Raw genomic sequence first — 25,424 nt, forward strand, 5'->3', positions numbered from 1 at the left:
CATACGAGAACGCCGCGGCTGTGATCGCGGTCAGCGACGGGATGCGCCGCGACATCCTGCGCAGCTATCCCTCCCTCGATCCCGCGAAGGTGCGTGTGATCTACAACGGCATCGACGTCGAGGCGTGGCATCCGCGAGAGGATCACGCGCTTCTCGAGCGGTACGGCATCGACCCGAACCGCCCATCCGTCGTGTTCGTCGGCCGCATCACGCGGCAGAAGGGTCTTCCCTACTTCCTCCGAGCCGCCGCCGAGCTTCCTGCCGAGGTGCAGATCGTCCTCTGTGCCGGCGCCCCCGACACGCCGCAGATCATGGCCGAGGTCGAAGGTCTCGTGCGTGACCTCCAGGCGTGCCGGGACGGCGTCGTGTGGATCGACGAGTTCCTGCAGCGCGACCAGCTCTGCGCGATCCTGACGTCGGCCACCACGTTCGTGTGCCCGAGCGTGTACGAGCCGCTCGGCATCGTGAACCTCGAGGCCATGGCGTGCGGCGCCGCCGTGGTGGGCACCGCGACCGGCGGCATCCCCGAGGTCGTCGTCGACGGCGTCACCGGGCGCCTCGTGCCGATCGAACAGGTACAGGACGGCACGGGAACGCCCGTCGATCCCGACCGCTTCGTGGCTGATCTTGCGGCCGTGCTCACCGACGTGGTGTCCGATCCCGAGCGTGCGCGCGCGTACGGTGAAGCCGGCCGCGAGCGCGCCGCCACGGCCTTCAGCTGGCAGGCGATCGCGGACGCCACGGAGGCGCTCTATCGCGAGGTCGCCGAGCGCGCGGACTGAGTGCGCGGACTGCGTGCGCGTCCGGCGCGTACCGCCGGGATGCCCCCGATAGGCTGGGGGCATGCCTCAGGTGCTCGAATTCGTCGATGTCGTCGTCCGCCGCAATGCTCGCAACATCATCGATCGCATCGACTGGCACGTCGCCGACGATGAGCGCTGGGTGGTCCTCGGACCCAACGGTGCCGGCAAGACCACCATCCTGCAGCTCGCGGCGACGCTGATCCACCCGACATCGGGTGAGGTCACGATCCTGGACGAGCGTCTCGGACGCACCGACGTGTTCGATCTGCGGCCGCGCATCGGGTTCGCGTCGTCGGCGATGGCCCGCCGGGTTCCGCCGGAGGAGGCGGTGCTCGACGTCGTCCTGACCGCTGCGTTCTCCGTGCTCGGGCGCTGGAACGAGACCTACGAGACGATCGACGAGCGTCGCGCACGCCGCGTGATGGCCGAGTGGAAGCTAGACCACCTCGCCGAGCGCACCTTCGGGACTCTGTCCGACGGCGAGCAGAAGCGGGTGCAGATCGCCCGCGCCGTGATGACCGATCCGGAGCTGTTGCTGCTCGATGAGCCGACGGCGAGCCTCGACCTCGGCGCGCGCGAAGAGCTTCTCGAGCTGCTCAGCGGCTACGCGCAGGCGCCGACGACGCCGGCTATGGTGATGGTGACCCATCACGTCGAGGAGATCCCCGTCGGATTCACCCACGTCCTGCTCCTTCGCGACGGCGCTGTCGTGGCCGCGGGACCGCTCCAGGAGACGCTCACCGCGGAGAACCTCTCGGCCACCTTCGGCATGCCGATCGCCCTGACCGAGGAGGGCGGGCGCTACGCCGCGCGGGCTACGCACGGCGACTGAGATCCGGATTCTTCCGAGCGGCCTCAGGCTGGTATGATCGACCCTTGGTGCATGCGCGCCCGCGCCCGCATCACAGACTTCCCTCGCCCTGGCAAAATCCAGGGCACCACGTTAGGAACCCCATGAAGACTGACATCCACCCCGAGTACCAGGCGGTCGTGTTCCGCGACCTCGGCTCCGGCGAGACCTTCCTGACCCGTTCGACGGTCACGAGCGACAAGACGATCGAGCTCGACGGTGAGACCTACCCGGTCATCGACGTCGAAATCTCCTCGGCCTCGCACCCGTTCTACACGGGCAAGCAGCGCATCATGGACTCGGCCGGTCGCGTCGAGAAGTTCAACCAGCGCTTCAAGAACTTCGGCGGTTCGAGCAAGTAATCCGAATCCCGCGAAAGCCCCGCTCCGGCGGGGCTTTCGTCGTGGTGGGCGTCGAACGCCCACCACGACGCGAGCGGTCGATCAGCGGATCGGCCAGCTGCCGTCGAGGCGGTCGTCGGGGTCGAGCCGGCCGATGCGGATGAAGTAATCGGTGAGGCTGTCGGCCTGCGCGCGTGCCCACCCGATCTGACGGGTGTGCAGCTCGTGGACGGGTGTATCGAGCTCGAACCGTCGTGCCAGCGCCTGTGCGACCCGGCCCGCCGCGATCGCGTCGACGGCCGCGTCGTGCGCGCCGACGAGCGGCACGGCGTAATGCGCCGCGACGGCTTCGAGGGTGCGCTTGCCGCGGCGGAAGCGGTCGTGTGCTTTGTCCAACACGAGGGGATCGATGACCGGCGACGGCTCCAGGATCGGCGGGATGCCGTGTCGGAGCGCCTCGTATTTGAGCAGCGAGAAGTCGAACGGGGCGTTGTAGGCCACCACCGGGATGCCGGCGTCCAGCAGATCGCGCAGTGCAGAGACGACCTCCGCGATCACGGAGGGCGCGGCGGAGCCGTGCGCGCGGGCGTGTGCCGTCGTGATGCCGTGGACGGCGGTGGCGCCCTCGGGGATGTCGATACCCGGATCGGCGAGCCATGACCGCGCCCGAACGGCCGTGCCGCTGGCGTCGAGGAGACCGACATGGGCCGTGACGATACGGTCGGAGGTCACGTCGACGCCGGTCGTCTCCAGATCGAAGACGCCCACGGCATCCGCCCAGCCGAGGCGGGCAGGCCGGGTGGGAGCGATCGCGGCGGCCGGATCCTCCTCCCACAGGGGAATCGTCTGCCACGTCTGCATGCCCCCGAGGTTATGTGTGGGCGCCGACATCGCGGCGCAGGCGCGCGGGCACGACCGCCGGCGAGGGGGCAGCCTTCTAGACTTCAGGGATGACCGTCGCCTCGCCCTACGCCGACCGCCTGGCCGCCATCGCCGTGGGGCGCGACGAGATCGAGATCTCCGGGACGCGGACGGCGTACTGGGTGTACGGAGATCCCGCGGCGCCGATCACGCTCGTCGCCGTGCACGGATACCGCGGTGACCACCACGGACTGGAGCCGGTCGTGGGCTACCTCGACGGCATCCGCGTCATCTCGCCCGACCTCCCCGGGTTCGGTGAGACGCCACCGCTTCCGGGAGTGGAGCACACACTCGACGCCTACGCGCAGTGGCTGCGCGTCTTCGTGGATGCCGTGGCGCCGGGAGCCGTCGTGCTGGGGCACTCCTTCGGGTCGATCGTCGTCGCCGCGGCGGTCGCCGCAGGACTGCAGACCCCGCGCGTGATCCTCGTCAACCCGATCGGTGCCCCGGCACTGGAGGGGCCGCGCGGCGTCCTCACGCGACTGGCGGTGCTCTACTACCGCCTCGGCGCGAAGCTGCCGAAGCGGATCGGTGAGGCGCTCCTGCGAAACCGCATGATCGTCCGCGTGATGAGCGTCTCGATGGCCAAGACCCGTGACCCGCTGCTGCGCCGCTTCATCCACGACCAGCACGACACCTACTTCTCCCTCTTCCACGATCGTGACGTGCTGTACGAGGGTTTCGTCACCTCCGTCTCGAACGACGTCCGCCGCTTCGCACCGGCGATCGCGCAGCCGACGCTGCTGATCGCCGCGGAAAAGGACGACATCACGCCGATCGAGGCCGAGCGGCGGCTGCAAGGGATGTTCCCCGACGCCGAGCTGGTCGAGATCCCCGCGGTCGGCCACCTCATCCACTACGAGACTCCGCAGGCGGCCGCAGAGGCGGTCAGGCTTTTTCTCGCGCCTTCCGGCGACGGTACGCGTTGACGTTCATGCGGTTGCCGCAGTTTCCGGTGTCGCAGTAGCGCTTCGAACCGTTCTTCGAGAAGTCGACATAGACCGACTCGCAGTCGTCCGCCGCGCAGACGCGGACGCGATCCCACGCATCGGAGCGGATGACGTCGACGAACGCCATCGCCGATTCCACGAGCATCCGCATCGCCAGGGGGGCGTCGGGCGCCGTGGCATGGATGTGCCAATCGAACTGATCGTGGATGACGAGTTGGGGCAGTGCCCGACCATCGCGCAGCATCGCGTTGACGAGCGGCACGGCGCGGTCGCGATCGACGTCCCACAGCGCCCGAAGGCGCGAGCGGTTCGCGCGGACGGCGGTGAGCTCGGCGGCATCTCGGCGGAAGGCTCCGGTGTAGGAGAACTCGGCGAGGTAGGCTGCCAGATCCGCCTGCGTCTGGAGGCGGTCGACGCCGGATGTGTCGGTGTCCGGCAGGGTGTTGACCAGGGCTGCGGCGGCACGCAGAGACATTTCGGTGTCATGGATGAAGACCACGTTGACTCCTGACCTCGCCGGGCGATAGTGTCACCAGTGTATTCGCTGTTCAGTCATGACAGCCCGCACTCGAACCCGAGGACCGCCGGTGTCTCGCACCGCTTCATCCGCCCGCACGACGGGGATCGTCATGGCCGTCGTCTCGGCCCTCGCCTTCTCTTCGAGCGGACCGCTGGTCAAGCCGCTGCTCGAGGCCGGGTGGTCGCTCTCGGCGGCGCTGGTCGTGCGCATGGGACTCGCCGCGCTGATCCTGTCGCCCGCTCTCGTGCGTGCGGCGCGGCGTGAGCGCGGATTCCTCCGCCGGCACGCCCTCTCGCTCGTCGCGTTCGGGCTCATCCCGGTGCTGGGGTGTCAGCTGCTGTTCTTCTCCGCGATGCAGCGCATGCCCGTCGCCGTCGCGCTTCTCATCCAGTACCTCGCGCCGGTGATGCTCGTCGGATTCGTCTGGATCCGTACGCGACGCGCCCCGTCGCGACTCGTGATCATCGGATCTGTCGTCGCGATCGTGGGACTCGTGCTCGTCGTCGACGTCACCGGCGCCCGATTCGACCTGCTGGGCACGCTGCTGGCCCTGGGCGCGGCACTCTGCGTCTGTGTCTATTTCGTGATGAGCGAGCGCACCGGCGACGACCTGCCTCCGCTCGCGCTGGCCGCCGGCGGGCTGATGGTCGGGGCCGGTCTCATGCTCCTGCTGGCGGTCGTCGGTGCGATGCCCCTGTCCGCGCCGGCCGTCACGCTCACGTTCCGAGGGATCGATGTTCCCGGCATCCTCGCCCTCGGGTGGGTCGGAGCCGTCGGAACGACCCTCGGCTATGCCTTCGGGGTCATGGCCGTGCCTCGCGTAGGCGCTCGATTGGCGTCGTTCATCGGCCTCAGCGAAGTGCTCTTCGCGCTCGGCTTCGCCTGGCTCCTCCTCGGCGAGGCCCCATCGCCGGTCCAGATCATCGGCGGTGCGGTGCTGTTGGCGGGGGTCGTGCTCGTGCGAATGGATGCCGGCGCCGCACCTCTCGCCCCGCTTGCGGCGGATGCCGTGCTGCCGCCGACGCCCGAGTTCTCGCCCGGCGAGGTCAGCGGATCGCGTCCTCCCGTGCCGACTCCAGGAGTGGGCGGATCCGATATCCGATCACTTCGCCCATGACCAACGACGTTTCGGTGCGTTCGACCCCGTCGATCGCGAGGATCCGCGCGTCGACGTCGAACAGGTGCTGGGTGTCGCGCGCAGCGACGCGCACCAGCAGGTCGACCTGCCCGCTCATGCCGTAGGCCTGCACCACCTCGGGGAGCGTCGCGATCGCCTGCGTGATGCGGGGCAACTCCGCCTGGCGCACGGTGACGCTCACCATCGCTTCGATCGGCAGGCCCAGTGCGAGCGGGGGGATGGCCCGTTCGAACGACTGGAAGACGCCGCCGCGCTCCAGGCGCGCCAGCCGCGCCTGGACGGTGTTGCGGGACAGCCCGAGCCGTTCGGCGAGCGCCACGACCGTGGCGCGGTGATCGTCGGCGAGCGCGTTCAACAAGTCGAGGTCGACGCGGTCAAGAGATCCCATACTGCCCAACTGTACCAGCAGCAGCCGGTGCCGCATGGGCAACATGATCAGCGCGAGCAAAGATGCTTGAGCTAGGTGCCAGTTCGACGTAATCTTCCACGCAACCGGCGACGAGGCCGGCCCGGGCGGCCGCCGCGGTCCACAAGACAGCGGCTGAGCCAGAGAGGGATGACGACGATGTACACCGTGACGACAGACGAAGCGATGACCGCGCTCGACGACACGGCGCGACTGCTGACCCCCGACGGGTGCCGCATCGCGGACGCGCGGCTGGACCCCTGGGTCGAGGACCTGGACGGCGCCGCGGTGCGCGGTCTGTACCGCGACATGGCGATCGCGCGCCGGATGGATGCCGAGGGTGTGGCGCTCCAGCGCCAGGGTCACCTCGGACTGTGGGCGCCTGCTCAGGGGCAGGAGGCGATCGCCGTCGGGACGGCGCGCGCCTGCCGCGCCGACGACTTCCTCTTTCCGAGCTACCGCGAGCTGAGCATCGCGATCCTTCGCGGCGGAGTGCCCGCCGACCTCGTTCTCGCCTGGCGCGGCGAGGTGCACTCCACGTACGACCCCTTCGAGCTCCGCCTGGCATCACCGCAGATCATCATCGGCGCCCAGACCCTCCATGCCGCCGGATACGCGATGGGTATCCAGCGCGATGGTGGCGATCAGGTGGCGGTGACCTACTTCGGCGACGGAGCGTCAAGCCAGGGCGATGTCAACGAGGCGATGGTGTTCGCGTCGTCGTTCACGGCCCCCGTCGTCTTCGTCTGCTCGAACAACCAGTGGGCGATCTCCGAGCCGGTCGCGGTGCAGTCGCGCTTCCCGATCGCGGGTCGCGCCCCCGGCTTCGGCATCCCCAGCATGCGGGTGGATGGCAACGATGTGCTGGCGTGCACAGCGGCGATGCGCTGGGCGCTGGAGCACGCCCGTCGCGGTGGAGGTCCCGTGTTCCTCGAGGCCGTGACGTATCGCATGGGTCCCCACACCACCTCGGACGACCCCACGCGCTACCGGGACCGCGAAGAACTCGAGGCGTGGCGGGCGCGCGCCCCGCTGACGCGCCTGGAGGCGTTCCTGCGCGCCGCCGGTGACCTCGACGATGAGACGATCGCCGCAATCGGGAGGGAGGCCGACGGGCTCGCCGCGCAGATGCGTGAGGCGGTGCTCACGGCGCGCACCCGGCCGGCGATCGAGGTTTTCGATGACGTGTACTGCGAACCGCACACCGGCGTCGAGCATCAGCGCGCGCGTTTTGCGGCGTATCTGGACTCGTTCGCCGCCGACGCGGGGAGTGCGCGATGACGTCGCTGACGATGGGCGCGGCGCTGACGGTGGGCCTGCACCGGGCCATGGCGGCCGATGAGCGCGTGATCGTCATGGGCGAGGACATCGGCCGCCTCGGCGGCGTGTTCCGCATCACCGACGGCCTCCTCGATGAGTTCGGCCCCACGCGCGTCATCGACACCCCGCTCGCAGAGTCCGGCATCGTCGGCACGGCGGTCGGACTCGCGATGCGCGGGTTCCGCCCCGTCGTGGAGATCCAGTTCGACGGGTTCGTGTACCCGGCCTTCGACCAGATCGTCTGTCAGGTGGCCAAGCTGCACTACCGCACGCGCGGGCGCGTTCGCATGCCGCTGACCATCCGCATCCCCTGGGCGGGAGGCGTCGGCGCCGTCGAGCACCACTCGGAGTCGCCCGAGGCGTACTTCGTGCACACGGCGGGGCTGCGCGTGGCGGCCGTGTCGAACCCGCAGGATGCCTACACCATGCTGCAGCAGGCGATCGCCAGCGATGACCCCGTGGTCTTCTTCGAGCCCAAACGGCTTTACCACACCAAGGGCGAGGTCGATCTCGACGGCAACGTGGCCGATGCGGCTCCGATGGGTCTCGCGCGCGTCGAGCGAGAAGGTTCCCACGTCACACTGCTCGCCTACGGCGCGCAGGTGGCGACGGCGCTGGATGCCGCGATCGCCGCCGAAGACGACGGCATCTCCATCGAGGTCATCGACCTGCGCTCGCTCTCACCCGTCGACTACCGCACCATCGCGGCATCCGTCCGCAAGACGGGTCGCGTGGTGGTCACACATGAGGCCGGTGGCGAGGCCGGCGTGGGCGCCGAGGTCATCGCCAGTATCACCGAGCAGTGCTTCCACTATCTCGAAGCGCCTCCGCTGCGCGTCACGGGACACGACATCCCGTATCCGCCGGCCAAGCTCGAGAAGCACCACCTGCCCGATCTCGACCGGATCCTCGACGCCGTCGATCGCGTTCTCGACCGGCCGAACAGCCTCACGCCGACGGCAGGGGCGGAGCGATGATCGCGGAGTTCCTCCTTCCCGACCTCGGCGAGGGGCTGCCCGAAGCGGAGATCGTGCAGTGGCTCGTCGCCCAGGGCGATGACGTGCGTCTGAATCAGCCCATCGCCGAAGTCGAGACCGCCAAGGCGATCGTCGAGCTGCCCTCGCCCTTCGCCGGCACCGTGAGCGCGCTCCACGCCGCCGCCGGCGACGTCGTGGAGGTGGGCTCTCCTCTGATCGCGTTCGAGGTCGAGGCTCCCGCGTCGACACCCGGTGCCGCGCCCGAGCCGGGGCCCGCGGGCGCCGGGCGAGCGGAGCCCGAGCCCCCGCTGCCGAACCTCGTCGGATACGGCGCTGCGCCACGCGGCACGGGACGCCCGCAGCGCCGCGCCCGCGCGGGCGCGCGCCCCGACGAGCTCCAGGTCACCCAGACGGCCGCCGCACAGGTCATGCACGACGCCCCGCATGACGTGGTGACGCCGCTGAGGGACGACGTGCGTGATGAGCGTCCGCGCTCGACTCCGCCGGTGCGCGCCTATGCACGTGAGCGCGGCGTCGACCTGGCGCTCATCGAGGCATCCGGGGTCACCGGGATCATCCGACGCGACGACATCGACCAGTTCCTCGCCGGTCGCACCCTGAGCGCACCGGGCGCGTCGCCGGCTGATGCGCAGCGGGTGCCGCCCGCGGGGGCCGGACGGGCGGCCGGAGACCGGGAGACGCGCCTGCCGATCCGCGGCGTCCGCAAGCACACGGCCGCGGCGATGGTGCGCAGCGCCTTCACCGCCCCGCATGTCACGACGTTCCTGGAGGTCGATGTCACGGAGGCGACGCGGTTCGTCGCGAGCCTGCGCACCGACCGGCGACTGGACGGTCACCGCGTCGGCATCATGGCGGTGGTGGCGAAGGCCGTGTGTCTCGCGCTGCGCGCCGAGCCGACTCTGAACGCGGCATGGGACGAGGATGCCGCGGAGATCGTCCAGTACCACTACGTCAACCTCGGCATCGCCGCCGCGACGGAGCGTGGCCTCGTCGTCCCGCACGTCGCCGACGCCGACAGCCTCAGTCTGATCGAGCTCGCCGACGAGATCGGTCGTCTGGCGGAGACCGCGCGTTCGGGACGCACGAGCCCGTCCGCCCTCAGCGGCGGGACGTTCTCCATCACCAACTTCGGCGTCTTCGGGATCGACGCAGGCACGCCCATCCTCAACCCCGGCGAGGCCGGCATTCTCGGTCTGGGGTCAGTGCGCCGTCGGCCCTGGGAGCACGAGGGCGACATCGTGCTGCGTGACGTGATGACGCTGAGCCTGTCATTCGACCACCGGCTGGTGGACGGTCAGCAGGCGTCGCGTTTCCTGACGGCGGTCGGTGACATCCTGCGCGAGCCTGGGCGTGCGCTGCTGTTCGGGTGAGCGGTGTCGCGCGGTTCAGGGGCTGGCGAGTGCTGCGTAAGCCATCTCGGAGAGGATCTGACGCAGGAGTGCGTCCGTCTCGGCATCCACCGCCACCTCCCGACGTGTGCGCACGACGTAGGGCGTGGAGTTGATCAGCCCGAACCCCGCGTGGGCCCGCACGCGCAGGTCGGTGTCGCCGCGGTCCGGGTGCACGGCGCGGAGCGCGTCGACCCACAACTCCATGTACTCGCGCTGCAGGCGGCGGACGGTGCCGCGATCCTCATCGCTCAATCGGGTGAGGTCACGGTCCTGCACGCGGATGACATCGGCGCCTCGCACTGCGAAGTCGACGTGGAAATCGACGAGCTCACGGAGGCAGCGCTGGGCGTCGTACCCTGCCGCCGTCACGCGGCGACCGCCGGTGAGCAGATCGGCGCTGGCTCGCAGGAGGATGGCGCCGAGGAGTGCGCGCTTGCTGTCGAAGTGTCGGTAGACGGCGGGCCCGCTGACGCCGACGGCCGAGCCGAGCTCTTCGAGGCTCACGCCGTCGAACCCGTGCTGGGCGAACAGGCGTGCTGCCGCCTCGACGAGTGCGTCCGCACGCTCCGCCTTGGCGCGCTCGCGAGTGGTGCGCGATGCCCGGGAGTGCGTTGTCATTCCAGTTAATCCTCGATAACCTGAACCGGTGGGTTAATGAACACTAACCCACACGCTCGCCCGTGCGCCACGCGCGCGCGTGAGCCGTTACGCGACCGCGACATCGAAGGAGATGGCATGGCGATCCTCGACCCCCACGACTACGGATTGAGCGACGAAGAGCGGGAGTTGGCGGGGATGGTCGGTGCCTTCGCCGACGAGCGAGTCGCACCGCAGGCCTATGAAGCCGACCGCACCAAGACCCTGCCGCTGGACATCGTCGCCGAGATGGGGGAGATGGGGCTGTTCGGACTCCCTTTCCCCGAAGACGTCGGCGGGCAGGGCGGCGACTACACCGCGCTCGGGCTCGCGATCGAGGCCCTGGCCCGCGTCGACCAGTCGATCGCGATCACGCTCGAGGCCGGCGTCAGCCTCGGCGCCATGCCCGTGTACCGTTTCGGCAGCGACGCGCAGCGGGAGGCACTTCTTCCCGACCTGCTCGCGGGGCGCGCGCTCGCCGGCTTCGGTCTCACCGAACCCGAAGCGGGATCGGATGCCGGCGCGACCCGCACCACCGCTCGTCTCGAAGGCGGCGAGTGGGTCATCGATGGAGCCAAGCAGTTCATCACGAACTCCGGCACGGCCATCACGCGCTTCGTCACCGTCACGGCGGTGACCGGCCACAGCGGCGCGCGCAAAGAGATCTCCACGATCATCGTGCCCTCCGGAACCCCCGGTTTCACGGTGGGCCCGGCGTACGACAAAGTGGGGTGGCACGCGTCCGACACCCATCCGCTGAGCTTCTCGGGCGCCCGCGTCCCGGCCGAGAACCTGCTCGGCGAGCGCGGCCGCGGCTTCGCCAACTTCCTCAGCATCCTCGACGAGGGCCGCATCGCCATCGCGGCCCTCGCCACCGGTGCGGCGGAGGGCTGTCTGGAGGCGGCGCTGGACTACGCCGGCAGTCGCATCGTGTTCGCCGAACCGCTGGGTTCGCGCCAGTCGATCCAGTTCCTGCTGGCACGGATGCAGCAGCGCGTGCATCTGTCGCGCCTGGCGTGGCTGCACGCCGCGCGCCTGCGTGATGCCGGACGACCCTTCGCGACCGCTGCCGTGCTGGCCAAGCTCACGGCGGGGGAGGCGGCGATGGACAATGCGAGGGATGCGACGCAGATCTTCGGTGGCAACGGCTTCATGAACGAGTACCTCGTCGCGCGCCACTACCGCGATGCGAAGATCCTCGAGATCGGCGAGGGGACCACCGAGGTGCAGCTCCTCCTGATCGCTCGTGCCCTCGGACTGACCAGCCTCGGCGTCGGTGCACGAGAGGCCCGGTAGCGTGAACGCATGACCGCCGATTTCACGCTCGGACCCGCCCTGCTGTTCTGCCCGGCTGATCGTCCGGAACGCTTCGAGAAGGCCCTCGATCGCGCCGATGGCGTCATCCTCGACCTCGAAGACGCTGTCGCACCCGCCGACAAGGTGGCGGCGAGGGTCGCGCTGATCGACTCACAGCTCGACCCCGAGCGCGTCATCGTCCGAGTGAATGCCCTCGGGTCCGCCGAGATCGTCTCCGACCTCGCCTCGCTCTCGCAGACCGATTACCGCCGCGTGATGGTCGCCAAGGCGGAATCGGCGACGGCGATCTCCCGCATCGACCCGCGGTTCGACGTCATCGCGCTGTGCGAGACCGCTCGCGGCATCGTCGCGGCCGAGAAGATCGCCGCTCAGGACAACGTCGTCGCCCTCATGTGGGGCGCGGAGGACCTCGTCGCTTCGCTCGGAGGGACATCCAGTCGCACGCCGAAGGGGCGCTACCGCGATGTCGCACGTGCCGCCCGTTCGCGTCTTCTGCTGGCGGCGGGGACGGCGGGTATCGCGGCGATCGACGCGGTGCACCTCGACATCGCCGACGAGAAGGGGCTGGCGAAGGAGGCGCGGGATGCCGCCGCGAGCGGCTTTCGGGCCACCGCGTGCATTCATCCGGCGCAGGTCCCGACGATCCGGGCCGCCTACCGGCCCGACCCCGATACGCTCACCTGGGCCCGCGACGTGCTGGACGCCGCCGTCGGCGAGCGTGGCGCCTTCGCGTTCCGTGGTCGGATGATCGACGAACCGGTGCTGCGTCACGCCCGCACCCTCCTCGCCCGCGGAATGTGATGCCGCGGCATCCACGGAGGGATCGCGCGCGGGTCAGGTCATCGGGATCGCGGCGTACGACTGCACACTGAGGCGATCGCGCTCCAGGAGGAAGCGATGCGTGGACGCGTTGGCCAGACGCTCACCGTCGAGCGGGAACGCGCCGGAGGACGCATGCCGGATGACTTCGCGGATGAGGGCGCCGTGCGAGACGACGATCACCGTGGGCGCATGCGGTGCGGTATCGCGCCGCGCGTCGCGGACGGCGCGTTGGAGCCCCGCCAGCGCGCGGCGGCGCACCTGCGGCCAGGTCTCCGCCTCCGGCACCTCTGCCTCGGCCCACGATCCCCACCGGTCGCGGAACTCCTCGACGCTCGCGCCCTCGGCGATGCCGTACGAACGTTCGCGCAGCTGCCGGTAGGTTCGCGGCGCCGGCACTGCCAGAGTGGCGGCGATGATCCGAGCGGTCTCGACGGCGCGCGACAGATCACTCGACGAGACGACCACGGGGCCGGCGTCCGCCAGTTCTTGGTGCAGTCGTTCGGCGACCTCCTGCGCTTGAGCGCGGCCGGTGTCGTTGAGGGGGATGTCGGTGGAGCCCTGGATGCGTCTCGTCGCGTTCCAGTCGGTCTCGCCGTGGCGCACGAGGATGAGGGTCGTCACGCTTCGAGCCTAGGCGAGGTCGGCGTGGGTTCAGCGCGCCGCCGGCAGCGCGCGGGCGAACGCGCGCAGCACCTCGGTCGTGCCCGCGTCGATCTTGACCGTCGCCCGCGCATCGCCGCGTGTCTGGCCGCGGTTGACGATCACGACCGGGAGCTTGCGACGTCGGGCGCGCTCGAGCAGTCGGATGCCGGAGTTGACGACGAGAGACGAGCCGGCGATGACGAGGGCCTCGCTGGTCTGTACCAGCTGCTCGGCCTCGGTGAACTTGGCGACGGGGATGTACTCGCCGAAGAAGACGACGTCGGGCTTGAGCATCCCGTGGCACACGCTGCACTCCGGCACGACGAAGCCGTCGCTGGAGGAGGGGAGGACGTCGCCGTCGGGGCCGAGCTCGACGGCATCCGGCACCGTGATCCAGGGGTTGTCCGCCTCGACGCGCGCCGCCAGGTCGCGGCGATCGAACACCTGCCCGCAGTGCGTGCAGAGCACGCGGCGCATCGTGCCGTGCAGTTCGACGACACGGCGGCTGCCCGCGCGCACGTGCAGGCCGTCCACGTTCTGGGTGATGACCCCGCTCGCGATACCGCGGCTCTCCAGCTCGGCGAGGGCGAGATGGCCGTCGTTCGGCTGAGCGGCGGCGAAAGCGCGCCATCCCAGGTGGCTGCCGACCCAGTACCGTCGGCGAGAGGACGCACTGGAGAGGAACTGCTGCGCCGTCATCGGGGTGCGTGTGGGAGCGCCCTTGCCGCGGTAGTCGGGAATGCCGGAGTCCGTCGACACACCCGCGCCGGTGAGCACCGCGATGCGCCGACCCGAGAGGGCATCCACAGCGCGCTCGACGGCATCCGCGGTCTCCGGATCGAGGTGCGGTACGGCCTCGTGCGAGTGATCCAGCAGCGTCGACATGGCGTCCTCCCTCCCACACTCCCTCTTCGAGACTACGCGTCCCGCTTTTCGCGGAGGTTACACGCTGGTCCGTCGCCGCGGCGTCCGGGGCGTGCCAGCATGGACGGATGCCTGTGGTGCGCATCGACGATCCTGCCGACGACCGTCTCGCGGACTACCGCGACCTGACCGACGTCACCCTGCGGCGTGTGCTGGAGCCCGCGGGCGGTCTGTACATCGCCGAGTCGTCGAAGGTGATCGCCCGAGCCGTCGCCGCGGGCCACCGGCCACGATCCCTGCTGGTGCAGCAGAAGTGGCTCGACGATACGGCGCACCTCGCCGGTGACGCCCCCGTCTACCTGGTCGACGACGACGTGGCCGAGCGGCTCACCGGCTACGCCGTGCACCGCGGAGCACTCGCGGCGATGCACCGGCCGGCGCTGCCGCCCGTCGAGGAGGTCGTCGCCGGTGCGCGCCTGGTTCTCGTCCTGGAGGACATCGTCGACCACACCAACGTCGGGGCGGCGTTCCGCGCGGCCGCCGGGCTCGGCGCCGACGCCGTGCTGGTCACGCAGCGCTGCGCCGACCCCCTCTACCGTCGGAGCGTCCGCGTCAGCATGGGGACGGTGTTCCAGGTGCCGTGGACACGCCTGCCCGACGAGGCGGACGGCGGCTGGAGCGCGGGCTGCGACCTGCTGCACGATGCCGGGCTGCACCTGGCCGCCCTGGCGCTCGCCGACGATGCGGTCGCCCTCGACGCGTTTGCCGCCGCTCGTCCGCCGCAGGTCGCGCTGCTCATGGGCGCCGAAGGCGACGGGCTCTCGCGGCGCGCGCTGGCCGCGGCCGACACGGTCGTCACGATCCCGATGACGGGCGGCGTCGACTCCCTCAACGTCGCGGCGGCCGCGGCCGTGGCGCTCTGGGCCCTGCGCTAAGCCTGCCGACCCGGGGCCGCGGTGCGGTCGCGGGCCGGAGCCTCGACGGTGACCGGCAGCGGCTCGGGGCGCTTTGCGGTGATGTTGTCGCCGGAGGACTGGTGACGAAGGCGTCGCAGCACCCAGGGAACGAAGTGCGTGCGCGCCCAGACGAGGTCATTGGTGCGGGCCTCGCGCCACGTCAGCCGCGGCAGCGGATCGGGCTGCATGGGCTGCAGCTCGTTCGGCACGTTGAGCGCGCGCAGCACCATGCGGGCGATCTCGTGATGGCCGAGCGCGTTGTAGTGCAGGCGATCGTCGTCGAAGAATCGCATGTCCTGCACCTCCTTCAACGCCCACTGGTCGGCGACGATGCAGTCGTAACGGTCGGCGATCGCCCGGATGTTCTCGTTGTAGATGGCGACGCGCCCGCGGATGCCGCGGAACACCGGCGTGAACTCGGTGTCGACGCCGGTGAAGACGAGAAGCGTCGCCCCCTGGGAGCTCAGGCGCGCGACGGCGTCCTCGAACTGCTGCGCCACGGCGTCGGGATCGCCGTTGGGACGCAGCACGTCGTTCCCGCCGGCGGAGAACGTGATGAGGTCGGGGTTCAGGGCGAGGGCGGGCTCCACCTGGTCGGCCATGATCTGCGTGATCAGCTTTCCGCGGACCGCGAGGTTGGCGTAGGCGAAGTCGTCGACCTGGGCGGCGAGCACCTCGGCGACGCGGTCGGCCCATCCACGGTGACCGTCGGCGGTGCCGGGGATGGGATCGCCGATGCCCTCGGTGAAGGAGTCGCCGATCGACACCATGCGACGCCAGGGGTGCGCACTCTCGTTGGGAATGTAAGGCGAACGGTGCTCGTCGGGGGTTGCTTCGTTCCTGCGCATGGCTCTCCTGACTCGTGGTCTTCTTCGAGGCTACCGGGGAGCGGCCTTCCCACCGAGAGCCGCCGTGGGGGAGGCGTCGTTTAGGGTGGTCAGTCGTGGACGGGACGGACGAGCGAGGACAGGAGCACTTCGGCAACTTCGCCGCCGAGCACCTCTCGCCCGCCTTCCCCCAGCGCGCCCCGTGGGGAACGGCGCAGAACCTCCGCGCGTGGCAGGCCGAAGCGCTCGAGGCCTACTTCTCGGCCGACGGGCCGGACGGTGTGGGGTCCGGTCCGCGCGACTTCCTCGCCGCGGCGACCCCTGGCGCCGGCAAGACGACCTTCGCGCTGCGTCTGGCCAGTGAGCTGCTGCGCCGCGGCATCGTGGACCGCCTCGTCGTCGTCGCGCCGACCGAGCATCTCAAGACACAGTGGGCCGACGCGGCGGCACGTGTCGGCATCCGCCTCGACCCGCGCTTCACCAACCGTCAGAGCGCGCCGGCTCGTCACTTCCACGGCGTAGCCGTCACCTATGCGCAGGTCGCGGTGAAAGCCTCGGTGCATCAGCGGCTGACGATGGATGCGCGCACGCTGGTGATCCTGGACGAGGTGCACCACGGTGGCGATGCGCTCAGTTGGGGCGATGCGCTCCGCGAGGCGTACGGGCGCGCGACGCGCCGGCTGCTGCTGTCGGGAACGCCGTTTCGCAGTGACACCGCGCCGATCCCGTTCGTCGAGTACCACCCGAACGAGAAGGGCATCCGCCTTTCGCGCACCGATTACAACTACGGCTACGGGCGCGCGCTCGCCGACGGGGTCGTGCGCCCGGTGCTCTTCCTCGTCTACGCCGGCAAGATGCGCTGGCGCACGAAAGCCGGCGACGAACTCGAAGCGCATCTCGGGCAGGACAACACGAAGGACGTCACCGCCCAAGCCTGGCGCACGGCGCTCGATCCGGAGGGCGACTGGATCCCCGCCGTGCTCCGCAGCGCCGACCGCCGTCTCACCGAGGTGCGTCAGGACGTCCCGGATGCCGGGGGCCTGGTCATCGCGACGGATCAGACGGCGGCACGCGCCTACGCGGCGATTCTCCGCGAGATCACGGGCGAAGCGCCGACGGTCGTCCTGTCCGACGACAAGGCCGCCTCCGGCCGCATCGAGACGTTCGGAAATGCGACGACCCGTTGGATGGTCGCCGTGCGCATGGTGTCCGAAGGCGTCGACGTCCCCCGCCTCGCGGTCGGTGTCTATGCCACGAGCGCGTCGACGCCGCTGTTCTTCGCGCAGGCGATCGGCCGCTTCGTGCGGGCGCGGCGTCGGGGCGAGTCGGCATCCGTCTTCCTTCCCAACGTGCCGGTGCTGCTCACGCTGGCGGGGGAGATGGAGCGTGAGCGCGACCACGCCCTCGACCGCGAGGGCGGCGACGACGACGGGCTCGAAGACACCTTGCTCGCCGAGGCGGAACGAGAGGACAAGGCCTCCGACGACCTCGAGCAGGAGTTCTCCTATCAGGCGCTCGGTTCGGTCGCCCACTTCGACCGTGTGCTCTACGACGGCAAGGAGTTCGGTCAGCTGGCGGTGCCGGGAACGCCCGAGGAGGAGGAGTTCCTGGGCCTTCCGGGACTGCTCGAGCCCGAGCACGTCCACGAACTGCTCATGCAGCGCCAGTCCCGCCAGAGCCGGCACCGCCGCGCCCGCGAGGCGAAGGAGGGTGCGGCGGTCACCGAGGCACCGGATGCCGAGTCGACACTGCCGCCGGCGCTGCACCGCACGCTGCGCGAACAGCGTCAGCTGCTCAACAGCCTCGTCGGTCTCTACGCGCGCCAGAGCGGAGAGCCGCACGGAGCCGTCCACGCGGAACTCCGTCGGATCTGCGGGGGACCCGAGGTCGCGCGAGCGACGGTGGCACAACTGCAAGCGCGGATCGAGGTGCTGCGCTCGCGCGTGCGCTCCTGATCGAGCCTCGGCGACGGCTACACTCGCGCGCATGTCGCGGGAGTACGCCTTCACTTCGCACTGGCTCGTGCCGGTGTCCGCCGAGGAGTGCTGGCGCCTGTGCGAGCGGAGTCTGACGACGGGCGTCGTCGCGTGGTGGCCGGCCGTCCGCGTCGAGCCCCAGCCCCACCCGCCCACGCCCGGCGACGTCGTGCGGCTGCAGGTGCGCAGCCCGTGGGGGTATCGTCTGCGGGTCGCGCTCACGATCACCGCCGCTACGCCGCCCCGACTGTTGGCGGCCGCGAGCACGGGCGACCTGGCCGGTCGGGGGAGTCTCCGGCTCACGCCCGAAGGCGGCGCCGCCGGTGCGCGGACGGGGCTCACGTGGGTGTGGGAGGTGGCCCTCGTCCGCCGGTGGATGCGGGTGGCGAGCCCCGTTCTGCGGCCCGCGTTCGCTGCCGCGCACGCGATCGTGATGCGCCGCGGCGAGCGCGGACTCCTGGCCGAGATCGCGCGGGGTTCGGACGTCCGAAATGCTGGCAATCCCGGCGATCGGGAGTCACCCGGCACCACGCGCGGCTAGCGTGAACTCCCGTGACCGCGCAGCCCGTTCCCACGCCTCGTGACCGCCGCCGTTGGGCGCGCTACCTCGCCGACGAACGCGCGGAAGCGCAGGTGTACCGCGACCTCGCGCAGCGCCGGGAAGGCGAGGAGCGCGAGATCCTGCTGGCCCTGGCCGACGCCGAGGGGCGCCACGAGGCGCACTGGCTCGAACTGCTCGGCGGCGAACCGTCGCGCCTGCCCTCTCCGGGCCTCGGCTCCCTCCTGCTGGGATGGATGGCTCGGCGGTTCGGCTCCATCTTCGTGCTCGCTCTGGCCCAGAACGCGGAAGGGCGCTCGCCGTACGAGAGCGAGCCGTTCGCGACGGCACGCATGGTCGCTGACGAGAAGATCCATCGTGAGGTCGTGCGAGGTCTGGCCGCGCGCGGGCGGCGGCGATTGTCTGGCACGTTCCGCGCCGCGGTGTTCGGCGCCAACGACGGCCTCGTCTCCAACCTCGCTCTCGTGATGGGCATCGGCGCCACCGGCGTGGGGGCGCAGTTCGTGCTGTTCAGCGGCGTCGCCGGCCTTCTCGCCGGCGCCCTGTCCATGGGGGCGGGGGAGTACGTGTCGGTGCGCTCACAGCGGGAACTGCTGGATGCCACGGAGCCGAGTGACTACGCCGACCATGTGCTGCCGGACCTCGACCTCGATGCCAACGAGCTCGCTCTGGTCTACCGTGCGCGGGGTGTCGGTGAACGCGACGCCGAGAAGCGTGCGCGCCAGATCGTCGAGGCCGCGCAGGCCGCCGACCGCAGTGAGCCGTACCGCTTGCACCGCGCCGCCGGAGCCGATCACGAAGTGGTCGGCAGTGCTCTGGGCGCCGCCGGGTCGAGCTTCCTCTTCTTCGCGTCCGGCGCGATCATCCCGGTGCTGCCCTGGATCTTCGGGCTCAGCGGGCTCCCCGCCGTCGTCCTGGCCCTCGTGCTCGTCGGGACGGCGCTGCTGGGCACGGGAGCGATGGTGGGCCTGCTGTCGGGTGCGCCGCCGCTGCGGCGAGGGCTGCGGCAGCTGGCGATCGGTTTCGGGGCGGCGGCGGTGACGTACGTGCTCGGTCTGCTCTTCGGTGTCTCGGCGGGATGAGCCCGGCCCCGATTCCGCGTCTGGCTCGGAATCTGGTACTGTCGATCTTCGGTTGCGAAACCGAAAACCACCTGCGCGGGTGGCGGAATAGGTAGACGCGCTAGCTTGAGGTGCTAGTGCCCGTATAGGGCGTGGGGGTTCAAGTCCCCCCTCGCGCACAGAAGGAGAAAGGTCCCGTCAGGGGCCTTTTTCTTTTGTCTCCAGAGACGTGTCCTCCGCTCTCGGATCGTGGCATCGGGAGCGCTAGCGTGGAGGCATGCCCTCCTCCGAACTCCCCGAGGTCGCCCGCGTCGCGCGTGACCTGATCCGTTTCGACACCACCAACTTCGGCGAGGGGCGCGCGCACGGGGAGCGAGAGGCCGCCGAGTACGTGGGCGCCTACCTGGAGGCGCTCGGCCTGCGTCCCGAGTACTACGAGCCCATCCCGCGCCGCACCAACCTCAGCGTGCGGGTGCCGGGACGCAATCGCGACAAGCCCGCCCTCGTCCTGCACGGCCACCTCGACGTGGTCCCCGCCGTCGCTGACGACTGGAGCGTCGACCCGTTCGGCGGCGTGATCAGGGACGGAATGCTGTGGGGGCGCGGTGCCGTCGACATGAAGGACATGGACGCGATGATCCTCACCTCTGTCGCCGAGCTCCTGAGAGCGGGGGAGCAGTCGGAGCGCGATCTGATCCTCACGTTCTTCGCCGACGAGGAGAACGGCGGGGTGGAGGGCTCGCAGCTGGTCGTGCGGGATCGGCCGCACTGGTTCGACGGCGCCACGGAGGCCATCAGCGAGGTCGGCGGCTACTCGATCCCGGTGGGCGAGCAGCGCGCCTATCTGCTGCAGGTGGGGGAGAAGGCCCTCGTGTGGCTTCGGCTGCGCGCTCGCGGCACCGCCGGCCACGGCAGCCGCTTCCACCCGGACAACGCCGTGACGCGGCTGGCCGAGGCCGTCGCCGCCCTCGGCCGGTCGGTCTGGCCGCTCGAGCTCACCGCCACCACGCGCCAGACCGTCGACGGTCTCGCGGCCCTGTGCGGCGTCGACCCCGCCGATCCGGATGCCGTGGCAGACGCGACCGGCGCGGCATCCGGTTTCCTGCGTTCCACCTTCCGCACGACGACCAACCCCACGGGTCTCGTCGCGGGGTACAAGCACAACGTCATCCCGGATGCCGCGGTCGCGACGATCGACGTGCGCACGCTCCCGGGGCAGGAGGAGCGGGTGCTCGCGGAGATCCAGCGCATCGTGGGCGACGACATCGAGGTCGAGATCTCGCATCGCGACATCGGGCTCGAGGTGCCCTTTCATGGAGAGCTCGTGGAGGCGATGGTCGGGGCGCTCGAGCGGCACGATCCGGGGGTTCCGGTGCTGCCCTACCTGATGGGCGGCGGCACCGACAACAAGGCCCTCGCCGAGCTCGGCATCGCCGGATACGGGTTCGCGCCGCTGCGGCTTCCCACGGATCTCGATTTCACCGGTATGTTCCACGGTGTGGACGAACGCGTCCCCATCGACGCGTTGGTCTTCGGGCAGCGCGTGCTCACCGATCTGATCCGCACGTACTGAAAGGGCCCCCATGCACCTGTTCGAGGCGATCATCCTGGGCCTGGTCCAGGGACTCACCGAGTTCCTCCCCGTCTCCTCCAGTGCCCACCTGCGCATCATGGGCGAGTTCCTCCCGTCCGCCGAAGACCCCGGCGCGACCTTCACCGCCATCACCCAGATCGGCACCGAGCTCGCGGTGCTCGTCTACTTCTGGGGCAAGATCGTGCGGATCATCTCCCAGTGGGCGAAGTCGCTGACCGGCCGCGTGCCGCGCAACGACCCCGACGCCCGCATGGGGTGGATCGTCATCATCGGCACGATCCCGATCGGCATCGCCGGATACCTGTTCCAGGAGTCCATCCGCAACACGTTCCGCAACCTCTGGCTGGTCGCGATCGTGCTCATCGTCTTCGGTCTCCTGCTCGGCGCCGCCGACGCGTTGGGGCGCCGCACCCGCACCGAGAAGGACCTGACCTACGGGCACGGCCTCGCTCTGGGCCTGGCCCAGATGCTCGCCCTCGTCCCGGGTGTCTCGCGCTCCGGTGCGACGACGACGATGGGCCTGGCCCTGGGCTACACCCGTCCGGCCGCGGCGGAGGTCGCGTTCCTGCTTGCGGTGCCGGCCGTGTTCGGCAGCGGCCTCTACGAGCTGGTGCAGGCCATCAAAGACCCGGGCGACCAGGTGTACAACATGTTCGAGACGGGCGTCGCCACGGTCGTCGCGTTCGGCGTGGGCCTCGCGGTGATCGCGTTCCTGATGCGCTACCTCAAGCGCGGCAGCTTCCTGCCGTTCGTGCTCTACCGGCTTGCGCTCGGCATCCTGTTGATCATCCTGCTCAGCTTCGGCGTCCTGCAGGCGTACTGATCAGGAGCGGCGAGGGTCGGGCGGACCAGGTTTGCCGGGACCCTCGCCGCCCCGGCGCAGGTACCGCTCGAACTCCTGCGCGATGGCGTCGCCGGACGCCTCGGGCGAGTCCCAGGTGTCGCGCGTCTGCTCCAGCTGGTGGATGTACTCGGTCATCTCCTCGTCGTCGGCCGCGGCCGCGTCGATCGATGCCTCCCAGGCCAGTGCCTGAGCGGGGAGCTCCCCGCGCGCCACGACCGCGCCCGTCAGATCGGTGACGCGGTCCAGCAGCGCGACCGTGGCCTTCGGTGACGGGGTATGGCCGGCGACGTAATGCGGAACGTTCGCCCACAGCGCCGCCGTCGGGATGCCGGCCGCCTCGGCAGCCGCAGTGAGCACGCTGAGGATGCCCGCCGGGCCCTCGTAGGTGGGCTTCTCGAGGCCGAGCGCGCCGCGGAGGGTGTCGTTCTCGCTGCCGGCGAACACCGAGATCGGTCGCGTATGCGGAACGTCGGACATCATCGAGCCCAGCGCGACGATGCCGGTGATGCCCTCCGTGAGCGCGGCGTCCACGAGCTCGGCGGCGAACGACTGCCAGGCGCGCGCGGGCTCGACCCCGGACAGCACCCACAGGCGTGTGCCGTCGGCGGGATGGAGCGGTCGCCACAGTGTGGCGTCCGGCCAGGTGAGCGTGCGCGAGCCGTCGGCGTCGAGAGTGATCTGTGGGCGGGTGTACTGGTAGTCGAAGTACAGCTCCGGGTCGACGGCGAAGACCTCCCGGTACGCGCCGGACTCGCGGATGTGCGCCGCGGCGGCGGAGGCGGCCTCACCCGCATCATTCCAGCCGTCGAAGGCCACGATCAGCACGCGGTTACCCAGTTCGTCCACTCCGCCCCTCTCGCACGGTCCATCGATTCCTCCACGATACGCGCCGACGCCGTCGCGAGGGCGGCCGTCACGCGCGCGACAGCGGCGCCGAGGGGCGTCGGTAGCATGGACCGATGAGCTCCGCCCTCCCCGCCGCCGTTCTCTGGGACATGGACGGCACCCTCGTGGACACCGAGCCCTACTGGATGGAGGCCGAGACGGCCCTCGTCGAGAGCTTCGGCGGCACCTGGACGCACGAACAGGCCCTGACTCTGGTGGGTCAGGGACTCGAGACCTCCGGGGCGATCCTTCAGGAGGCCGGCGTGCGGATGTCCGTCGCCGACATCATCGCCCACCTCACCGCAGAGGTGACGCGCCTGCTTTCGGAGCGGGGGAACCCTCTGCGTCCCGGGGCGCACGAGCTGCTGACCGCGCTGCGCGGCGCCGGCATCCGCTGTGCGCTGGTGACGATGTCGATGCGGCGGATGGCATCACAGGTCGTCGCGCCCTTTCCCGAGCTGTTCGAGATCATCGTCGCGGGCGATGACGTCACGCGTCCCAAGCCGTTCCCGGACGCATATCTGCATGCGTGCCGTGCCCTCGGCATCGACCCCGCCGACGCCGTCGCGATCGAGGACTCGCCGACGGGCGTGCGCGCCGCCGTCGCCGCGGGCGTCACGACGATCGGGGTGCCGCTGATGGTCTCGCTCGTCGGGACGGGCGCCCACACCGTGTGGCCGACACTCGCAGGCCGTACGCCCGAGGACATCGCCGCGGTCCACGCGGCGCACCGGACCCACCGCACAGGAGAGCACGCGTGACCACCCCGACATCCCTCGTCGACCTGCGCCCGAGCGGCCCGTTCCGCCTGGGCGACCGCGTGCAGCTGACCGGACCCAAGGGCCGCCTCCACACCGTCACCCTGCGGGAGGGCGGCGAGTTGCACACCCACCACGGCGTGCTCAAACACGAACAGCTGCTCGGTCAGCCCGACGGGTCGGTGGTGACCAACTCCGGTGGTCACGAGTACCTGGCACTGCGGCCGCTGCTTCGCGACTTCGTGATGTCGATGCCGCGCGGTGCTGCCATCGTGTACCCGAAGGATGCCGCGCAGATTCTGGCGTCCGCCGACATCTTCCCCGGCGCGACGGTGGTCGAGGCGGGTGTGGGCTCGGGCGCGCTGTCGATGTGGCTGCTGCGCACGATCGGTCCGGCGGGGCGCCTGATCTCCTTCGAGCGCCGTGACGAGTTCGCGGAGGTGGCTCGTGCCAACGTGGAGACCTTCTTCGGGCACACGCCCGGCAGCTGGGAAGTTGTCGTGGGTGATCTCGTGGAAGAGCTTCCCGGTGCGGTGGGCCCGGCATCCGTGGATCGCGTCGTTCTGGACATGCTGGCCCCGTGGGAGTGCATCGACGCGGTTGCCGACGCTCTCACGCCCGGGGGTGTGGTGCTCTGCTACATCGCCACCGCGACCCAACTCAGTCGTGTCGCGGAGTACATCCGCGCCACCGGTCTGTTCACCGAGCCCGAAGCGACCGAGACGATGGTGCGTGGATGGCACGTCGAGGGACTCGCGGTGCGACCGGATCATCGGATGGTCGCACACACGGGGTTTCTCATCACGGCGCGTCGCCTGGCACCGGGTGCGATGCCCCCGGACGTGCGCAAGCGCGCACTGAAGAAGCCCAGTTATGCCGATGAGGACGTCGAACTCTGGACGCCCGGGGCCGTCGGCGACCGTCAGATCACCGACAAGAACCTCCGCAAGCGCGTGCGCGAGGCACAGCGCGCAGCGGACGGCGCTCGGCAGGCGACGGCCGACGCCGTCACGGCCGGGCGCGGTGCACCGGACGACGTAGACTGATCCGGTGCGCCGGATCCCTGCTGCCCTCGCCGTCATCGGCCTGTCTGCTCTGACCCTCGTCGGATGCGCTTCGACGCCCGGATCGGCGGCCTCGTGCGACCGCCCCACCGACAGCTCGGGTGTGCTCAACACGGTGAGCGTCTCCGGGGCTGAGGGCGCCCCCAACGTGACCTTGAGCGCTCCGGTCTACGTCGATCACACGGTCGCCGTGGACGAGACCGTCGGCTCCGGCCTGCGGGTCACCTCCGACATGCAGGATGTGCAGTTCACCATCACGATCATGAGCGGGTCGACCGGTCAGAAGATCCTGACGTCGGGCACGCAGGTGACGCCGCTGTCGAAGTGGCGTGAGCAGTACGCCGGCTTCGCCGAGCTGATGACCTGCGCGACCGAGGGCTCCCGCATCCTCGGCGCCGTTCCGGCCAGCGCGCTGTCGGCCGAGGCCGCGCAGGGGTGGGGCCTCACCGGCGCAGACTCGATCGTCGTGGCGATCGACCTGCAGAAGGTCTACCTCGCCGCGGCGGACGGCACGCCCCAGTACAACGATCGACGGGGGATGCCCTCCGTCGTGCTGGCTCCCAACGGCACGCCGGGCATCATCATCCCGGACACCGCGCCGCCGTCCGACCTCGCCGTGGAGGTGCTGAAGAAGGGCGACGGCCCCGCCGTCGGAGACGGCGATCAGATCCGGATCAACTACACGGGCCTCACGTGGGCCGATCGTAAAGTGTTCGACTCGACGTGGGATAAGGGGGCATCGACGGCGGTCACGCTGGATGCCGTCGTGCCGGGCTTCGCGCAGGCTCTGAAGGGGCAGACGGTCGGGTCGCAGATCCTCGTGGTGATCCCGCCGTCCCTCGGCTATGGGGACAAGACCACCTCATCGATCCCCGCGGGCTCGACGCTCGTGTTCGTCATCGACGTGCTGGGCGTGGACACTCCCGCCGCCCCCTGACCCCGCGCGGCACCGCCGCCGCTCCACAGGCGGCGCCTAAGATT

General features: G+C 70.2%; 27 protein-coding genes and 1 tRNA gene. 20 read left to right on the top strand and 8 right to left on the bottom strand.

Annotated features, from left to right (window positions below; all coding sequences use genetic code 11):
* The 3 genes from glgA to BGN98_RS07010 all read left to right on the top strand — a co-directional run.
* Positions 1 to 782: glycogen synthase (gene glgA / locus BGN98_RS07000; RefSeq protein WP_288120445.1), on the top strand; the 782-nt coding region annotated here is incomplete at its 5' end.
* A gap of 61 nt (positions 783 to 843) precedes the next feature.
* Positions 844 to 1,635: an ABC transporter ATP-binding protein gene (locus tag BGN98_RS07005; protein WP_061681523.1), complete on the top strand. Its 792-nt coding sequence runs from the start codon at positions 844 to 846 to the stop codon at positions 1,633 to 1,635.
* Positions 1,636 to 1,757: 122 nt separating this feature from the next.
* Positions 1,758 to 2,015, top strand: a complete 258-nt coding sequence (locus tag BGN98_RS07010) for a type B 50S ribosomal protein L31 (RefSeq protein ID WP_036289266.1) — start codon at positions 1,758 to 1,760, stop codon at positions 2,013 to 2,015.
* Between the two features lie 81 nt (positions 2,016 to 2,096).
* On the opposite strand, the gene BGN98_RS07015 is transcribed toward BGN98_RS07010, so the two are convergent.
* On the bottom strand, positions 2,097 to 2,855 hold the full coding sequence (locus BGN98_RS07015) for an exonuclease domain-containing protein (protein ID WP_414851133.1): 759 nt from the start codon (positions 2,853 to 2,855) through the stop codon (positions 2,097 to 2,099).
* Between the two features lie 89 nt (positions 2,856 to 2,944).
* On the opposite strand from BGN98_RS07015, the gene BGN98_RS07020 reads away from it, so the two are divergent.
* The gene (locus BGN98_RS07020; protein ID WP_288120448.1) at positions 2,945 to 3,844 is read left to right on the top strand and encodes an alpha/beta fold hydrolase; all 900 of its coding nucleotides are present in this window, start codon (positions 2,945 to 2,947) and stop codon (positions 3,842 to 3,844) included.
* On the opposite strand, the gene BGN98_RS07025 is transcribed toward BGN98_RS07020, so the two are convergent.
* Entirely contained in the window at positions 3,804 to 4,364 is a 561-nt protein-coding gene (locus tag BGN98_RS07025; protein WP_036289274.1) for a CGNR zinc finger domain-containing protein, read from the bottom strand. The genes BGN98_RS07020 and BGN98_RS07025 overlap by 41 nt on opposite strands.
* Before the next feature lie 130 nt (positions 4,365 to 4,494).
* Between BGN98_RS07025 and BGN98_RS07030 the strand changes: the two genes are divergently transcribed.
* Positions 4,495 to 5,502, top strand: coding sequence for a DMT family transporter (locus BGN98_RS07030; protein WP_016465306.1), 1,008 nt, complete (start codon positions 4,495 to 4,497; stop codon positions 5,500 to 5,502).
* Here the strand turns inward: BGN98_RS07030 and BGN98_RS07035 are convergent.
* Positions 5,432 to 5,911 (bottom strand): Lrp/AsnC family transcriptional regulator, encoded by a 480-nt coding sequence (locus BGN98_RS07035; protein ID WP_036283806.1) that lies wholly within the window; start codon positions 5,909 to 5,911, stop codon positions 5,432 to 5,434. The two genes, BGN98_RS07030 and BGN98_RS07035, sit on opposite strands and share 71 nt — an antisense overlap.
* 177 nt (positions 5,912 to 6,088) lie before the next feature.
* On the opposite strand from BGN98_RS07035, the gene BGN98_RS07040 reads away from it, so the two are divergent.
* Genes BGN98_RS07040 through BGN98_RS07050 form a run of 3 tightly spaced genes read left to right on the top strand, consistent with a single transcriptional unit; the run spans position 6,089 to position 9,617 of the window.
* Positions 6,089 to 7,210 carry a thiamine pyrophosphate-dependent dehydrogenase E1 component subunit alpha gene (locus BGN98_RS07040; protein ID WP_288120512.1) on the top strand — a complete coding sequence of 374 codons (1,122 nt, stop codon included), beginning with the start codon at positions 6,089 to 6,091 and terminating at the stop codon, positions 7,208 to 7,210.
* The gene (locus BGN98_RS07045; protein WP_016465303.1) at positions 7,207 to 8,226 is read left to right on the top strand and encodes an alpha-ketoacid dehydrogenase subunit beta; all 1,020 of its coding nucleotides are present in this window, start codon (positions 7,207 to 7,209) and stop codon (positions 8,224 to 8,226) included. The genes BGN98_RS07040 and BGN98_RS07045 overlap by 4 nt, the downstream gene beginning before the upstream one ends.
* Positions 8,223 to 9,617 (top strand): dihydrolipoamide acetyltransferase family protein, encoded by a 1,395-nt coding sequence (locus BGN98_RS07050; RefSeq protein WP_016465302.1) that lies wholly within the window; start codon positions 8,223 to 8,225, stop codon positions 9,615 to 9,617. Before BGN98_RS07045 ends, BGN98_RS07050 begins: the two co-directional genes overlap by 4 nt.
* Positions 9,618 to 9,632: 15 nt before the next feature.
* Here the strand turns inward: BGN98_RS07050 and BGN98_RS07055 are convergent, their stop codons facing one another.
* Positions 9,633 to 10,256 (bottom strand): TetR/AcrR family transcriptional regulator, encoded by a 624-nt coding sequence (locus BGN98_RS07055; RefSeq protein WP_016465301.1) that lies wholly within the window; start codon positions 10,254 to 10,256, stop codon positions 9,633 to 9,635.
* 117 nt (positions 10,257 to 10,373) lie between these two features.
* Here BGN98_RS07055 and BGN98_RS07060 point away from each other — a divergent pair, with 117 nt between their 5' ends.
* Together BGN98_RS07060 and BGN98_RS07065 are read left to right on the top strand one after the other, a co-directional pair.
* A complete protein-coding gene (locus tag BGN98_RS07060; protein ID WP_288120452.1) occupies positions 10,374 to 11,570 on the top strand; it encodes an acyl-CoA dehydrogenase family protein in 1,197 nt (398 codons plus the stop codon).
* A gap of 9 nt (positions 11,571 to 11,579) precedes the next feature.
* Positions 11,580 to 12,392, top strand: coding sequence for an HpcH/HpaI aldolase/citrate lyase family protein (locus tag BGN98_RS07065; RefSeq protein ID WP_288120454.1), 813 nt, complete (start codon positions 11,580 to 11,582; stop codon positions 12,390 to 12,392).
* A 33-nt stretch (positions 12,393 to 12,425) separates the two neighbouring features.
* On the opposite strand, the gene BGN98_RS07070 is transcribed toward BGN98_RS07065, so the two are convergent.
* Positions 12,426 to 13,034 (bottom strand): histidine phosphatase family protein, encoded by a 609-nt coding sequence (locus BGN98_RS07070; protein WP_288120456.1) that lies wholly within the window; start codon positions 13,032 to 13,034, stop codon positions 12,426 to 12,428.
* 30 nt (positions 13,035 to 13,064) lie between these two features.
* Positions 13,065 to 13,940, bottom strand: a complete 876-nt coding sequence (locus BGN98_RS07075) for a Sir2 family NAD-dependent protein deacetylase (RefSeq protein WP_288120458.1) — start codon at positions 13,938 to 13,940, stop codon at positions 13,065 to 13,067.
* Positions 13,941 to 14,047: 107 nt separating this feature from the next.
* Between BGN98_RS07075 and BGN98_RS07080 the strand changes: the two genes are divergently transcribed.
* On the top strand, positions 14,048 to 14,854 hold the full coding sequence (locus BGN98_RS07080; protein ID WP_288120460.1) for a TrmH family RNA methyltransferase: 807 nt from the start codon (positions 14,048 to 14,050) through the stop codon (positions 14,852 to 14,854).
* On the opposite strand, the gene BGN98_RS07085 is transcribed toward BGN98_RS07080, so the two are convergent.
* A complete protein-coding gene (locus BGN98_RS07085; RefSeq protein WP_005049338.1) occupies positions 14,851 to 15,723 on the bottom strand; it encodes an SGNH/GDSL hydrolase family protein in 873 nt (290 codons plus the stop codon). The genes BGN98_RS07080 and BGN98_RS07085 overlap by 4 nt on opposite strands.
* Before the next feature lie 95 nt (positions 15,724 to 15,818).
* Between BGN98_RS07085 and BGN98_RS07090 the strand changes: the two genes are divergently transcribed.
* From BGN98_RS07090 to BGN98_RS07115, 6 genes are all read left to right on the top strand, one after another.
* Complete coding sequence (locus BGN98_RS07090) at positions 15,819 to 17,657, top strand: DEAD/DEAH box helicase (RefSeq protein WP_121190292.1); 1,839 nt, start codon at positions 15,819 to 15,821, stop codon at positions 17,655 to 17,657.
* A 31-nt stretch (positions 17,658 to 17,688) separates the two neighbouring features.
* Positions 17,689 to 18,219: an SRPBCC family protein gene (locus BGN98_RS07095; RefSeq protein WP_036289305.1), complete on the top strand. Its 531-nt coding sequence runs from the start codon at positions 17,689 to 17,691 to the stop codon at positions 18,217 to 18,219.
* Positions 18,220 to 18,230: 11 nt separating this feature from the next.
* The gene (locus BGN98_RS07100; protein ID WP_288120463.1) at positions 18,231 to 19,319 is read left to right on the top strand and encodes a VIT1/CCC1 transporter family protein; all 1,089 of its coding nucleotides are present in this window, start codon (positions 18,231 to 18,233) and stop codon (positions 19,317 to 19,319) included.
* Positions 19,320 to 19,392: 73 nt separating this feature from the next.
* Positions 19,393 to 19,477 (top strand) — tRNA-Leu (locus BGN98_RS07105).
* 98 nt (positions 19,478 to 19,575) lie between these two features.
* Complete coding sequence (locus tag BGN98_RS07110) at positions 19,576 to 20,871, top strand: M20/M25/M40 family metallo-hydrolase (RefSeq protein ID WP_288120465.1); 1,296 nt, start codon at positions 19,576 to 19,578, stop codon at positions 20,869 to 20,871.
* A 10-nt stretch (positions 20,872 to 20,881) separates the two neighbouring features.
* Positions 20,882 to 21,715 (top strand): undecaprenyl-diphosphate phosphatase, encoded by an 834-nt coding sequence (locus BGN98_RS07115; RefSeq protein ID WP_036287774.1) that lies wholly within the window; start codon positions 20,882 to 20,884, stop codon positions 21,713 to 21,715.
* Here BGN98_RS07115 and BGN98_RS07120 read toward each other — a convergent pair whose 3' ends face one another.
* A complete protein-coding gene (locus BGN98_RS07120) occupies positions 21,716 to 22,582 on the bottom strand; it encodes a PAC2 family protein (RefSeq protein WP_288120469.1) in 867 nt (288 codons plus the stop codon).
* Positions 22,583 to 22,695: 113 nt separating this feature from the next.
* Here BGN98_RS07120 and BGN98_RS07125 point away from each other — a divergent pair, with 113 nt between their 5' ends.
* From BGN98_RS07125 to BGN98_RS07135, 3 genes are read left to right on the top strand one after another with little or no spacing between them, the layout of a single operon-like run.
* A complete protein-coding gene (locus tag BGN98_RS07125; protein WP_288120471.1) occupies positions 22,696 to 23,382 on the top strand; it encodes an HAD family hydrolase in 687 nt (228 codons plus the stop codon).
* On the top strand, positions 23,379 to 24,425 hold the full coding sequence (locus BGN98_RS07130; RefSeq protein WP_061683416.1) for a tRNA (adenine-N1)-methyltransferase: 1,047 nt from the start codon (positions 23,379 to 23,381) through the stop codon (positions 24,423 to 24,425). Before BGN98_RS07125 ends, BGN98_RS07130 begins: the two co-directional genes overlap by 4 nt.
* Positions 24,426 to 24,429: 4 nt before the next feature.
* Positions 24,430 to 25,380, top strand: coding sequence for an FKBP-type peptidyl-prolyl cis-trans isomerase (locus BGN98_RS07135; protein WP_036287765.1), 951 nt, complete (start codon positions 24,430 to 24,432; stop codon positions 25,378 to 25,380).
* Positions 25,381 to 25,424 lie beyond the last annotated feature (44 nt).

The organism is Microbacterium sp. 69-7, from assembly GCF_001897985.1.
In the GTDB taxonomy this organism is placed as follows: Bacteria; Actinomycetota; Actinomycetes; order Actinomycetales; family Microbacteriaceae; genus Microbacterium; species Microbacterium laevaniformans.

Bases quoted from the DNA above. Each gene is read 5' to 3' on its own strand.
- BGN98_RS07005 (WP_061681523.1), top strand. From the start codon at position 844: ATGCCTCAGGTGCTCGAATTCGTCGATGTCGTCGTCCGCCGCAATGCT.
- BGN98_RS07010 (WP_036289266.1), top strand. From the start codon at position 1,758: ATGAAGACTGACATCCACCCCGAGTACCAGGCGGTCGTGTTCCGCGAC.
- BGN98_RS07015 (WP_414851133.1), bottom strand. From the start codon at position 2,855: ATGCAGACGTGGCAGACGATTCCCCTGTGGGAGGAGGATCCGGCCGCC.
- BGN98_RS07020 (WP_288120448.1), top strand. From the start codon at position 2,945: ATGACCGTCGCCTCGCCCTACGCCGACCGCCTGGCCGCCATCGCCGTG.
- BGN98_RS07030 (WP_016465306.1), top strand. From the start codon at position 4,495: ATGGCCGTCGTCTCGGCCCTCGCCTTCTCTTCGAGCGGACCGCTGGTC.
- BGN98_RS07035 (WP_036283806.1), bottom strand. From the start codon at position 5,911: ATGGGATCTCTTGACCGCGTCGACCTCGACTTGTTGAACGCGCTCGCC.
- BGN98_RS07040 (WP_288120512.1), top strand. From the start codon at position 6,089: ATGTACACCGTGACGACAGACGAAGCGATGACCGCGCTCGACGACACG.
- BGN98_RS07045 (WP_016465303.1), top strand. From the start codon at position 7,207: ATGACGTCGCTGACGATGGGCGCGGCGCTGACGGTGGGCCTGCACCGG.
- BGN98_RS07050 (WP_016465302.1), top strand. From the start codon at position 8,223: ATGATCGCGGAGTTCCTCCTTCCCGACCTCGGCGAGGGGCTGCCCGAA.
- BGN98_RS07055 (WP_016465301.1), bottom strand. From the start codon at position 10,256: ATGACAACGCACTCCCGGGCATCGCGCACCACTCGCGAGCGCGCCAAG.
- BGN98_RS07060 (WP_288120452.1), top strand. From the start codon at position 10,374: ATGGCGATCCTCGACCCCCACGACTACGGATTGAGCGACGAAGAGCGG.
- BGN98_RS07065 (WP_288120454.1), top strand. From the start codon at position 11,580: ATGACCGCCGATTTCACGCTCGGACCCGCCCTGCTGTTCTGCCCGGCT.
- BGN98_RS07075 (WP_288120458.1), bottom strand. From the start codon at position 13,940: ATGTCGACGCTGCTGGATCACTCGCACGAGGCCGTACCGCACCTCGAT.
- BGN98_RS07080 (WP_288120460.1), top strand. From the start codon at position 14,048: ATGCCTGTGGTGCGCATCGACGATCCTGCCGACGACCGTCTCGCGGAC.
- BGN98_RS07085 (WP_005049338.1), bottom strand. From the start codon at position 15,723: ATGCGCAGGAACGAAGCAACCCCCGACGAGCACCGTTCGCCTTACATT.
- BGN98_RS07095 (WP_036289305.1), top strand. From the start codon at position 17,689: ATGTCGCGGGAGTACGCCTTCACTTCGCACTGGCTCGTGCCGGTGTCC.
- BGN98_RS07110 (WP_288120465.1), top strand. From the start codon at position 19,576: ATGCCCTCCTCCGAACTCCCCGAGGTCGCCCGCGTCGCGCGTGACCTG.
- BGN98_RS07115 (WP_036287774.1), top strand. From the start codon at position 20,882: ATGCACCTGTTCGAGGCGATCATCCTGGGCCTGGTCCAGGGACTCACC.
- BGN98_RS07125 (WP_288120471.1), top strand. From the start codon at position 22,696: ATGAGCTCCGCCCTCCCCGCCGCCGTTCTCTGGGACATGGACGGCACC.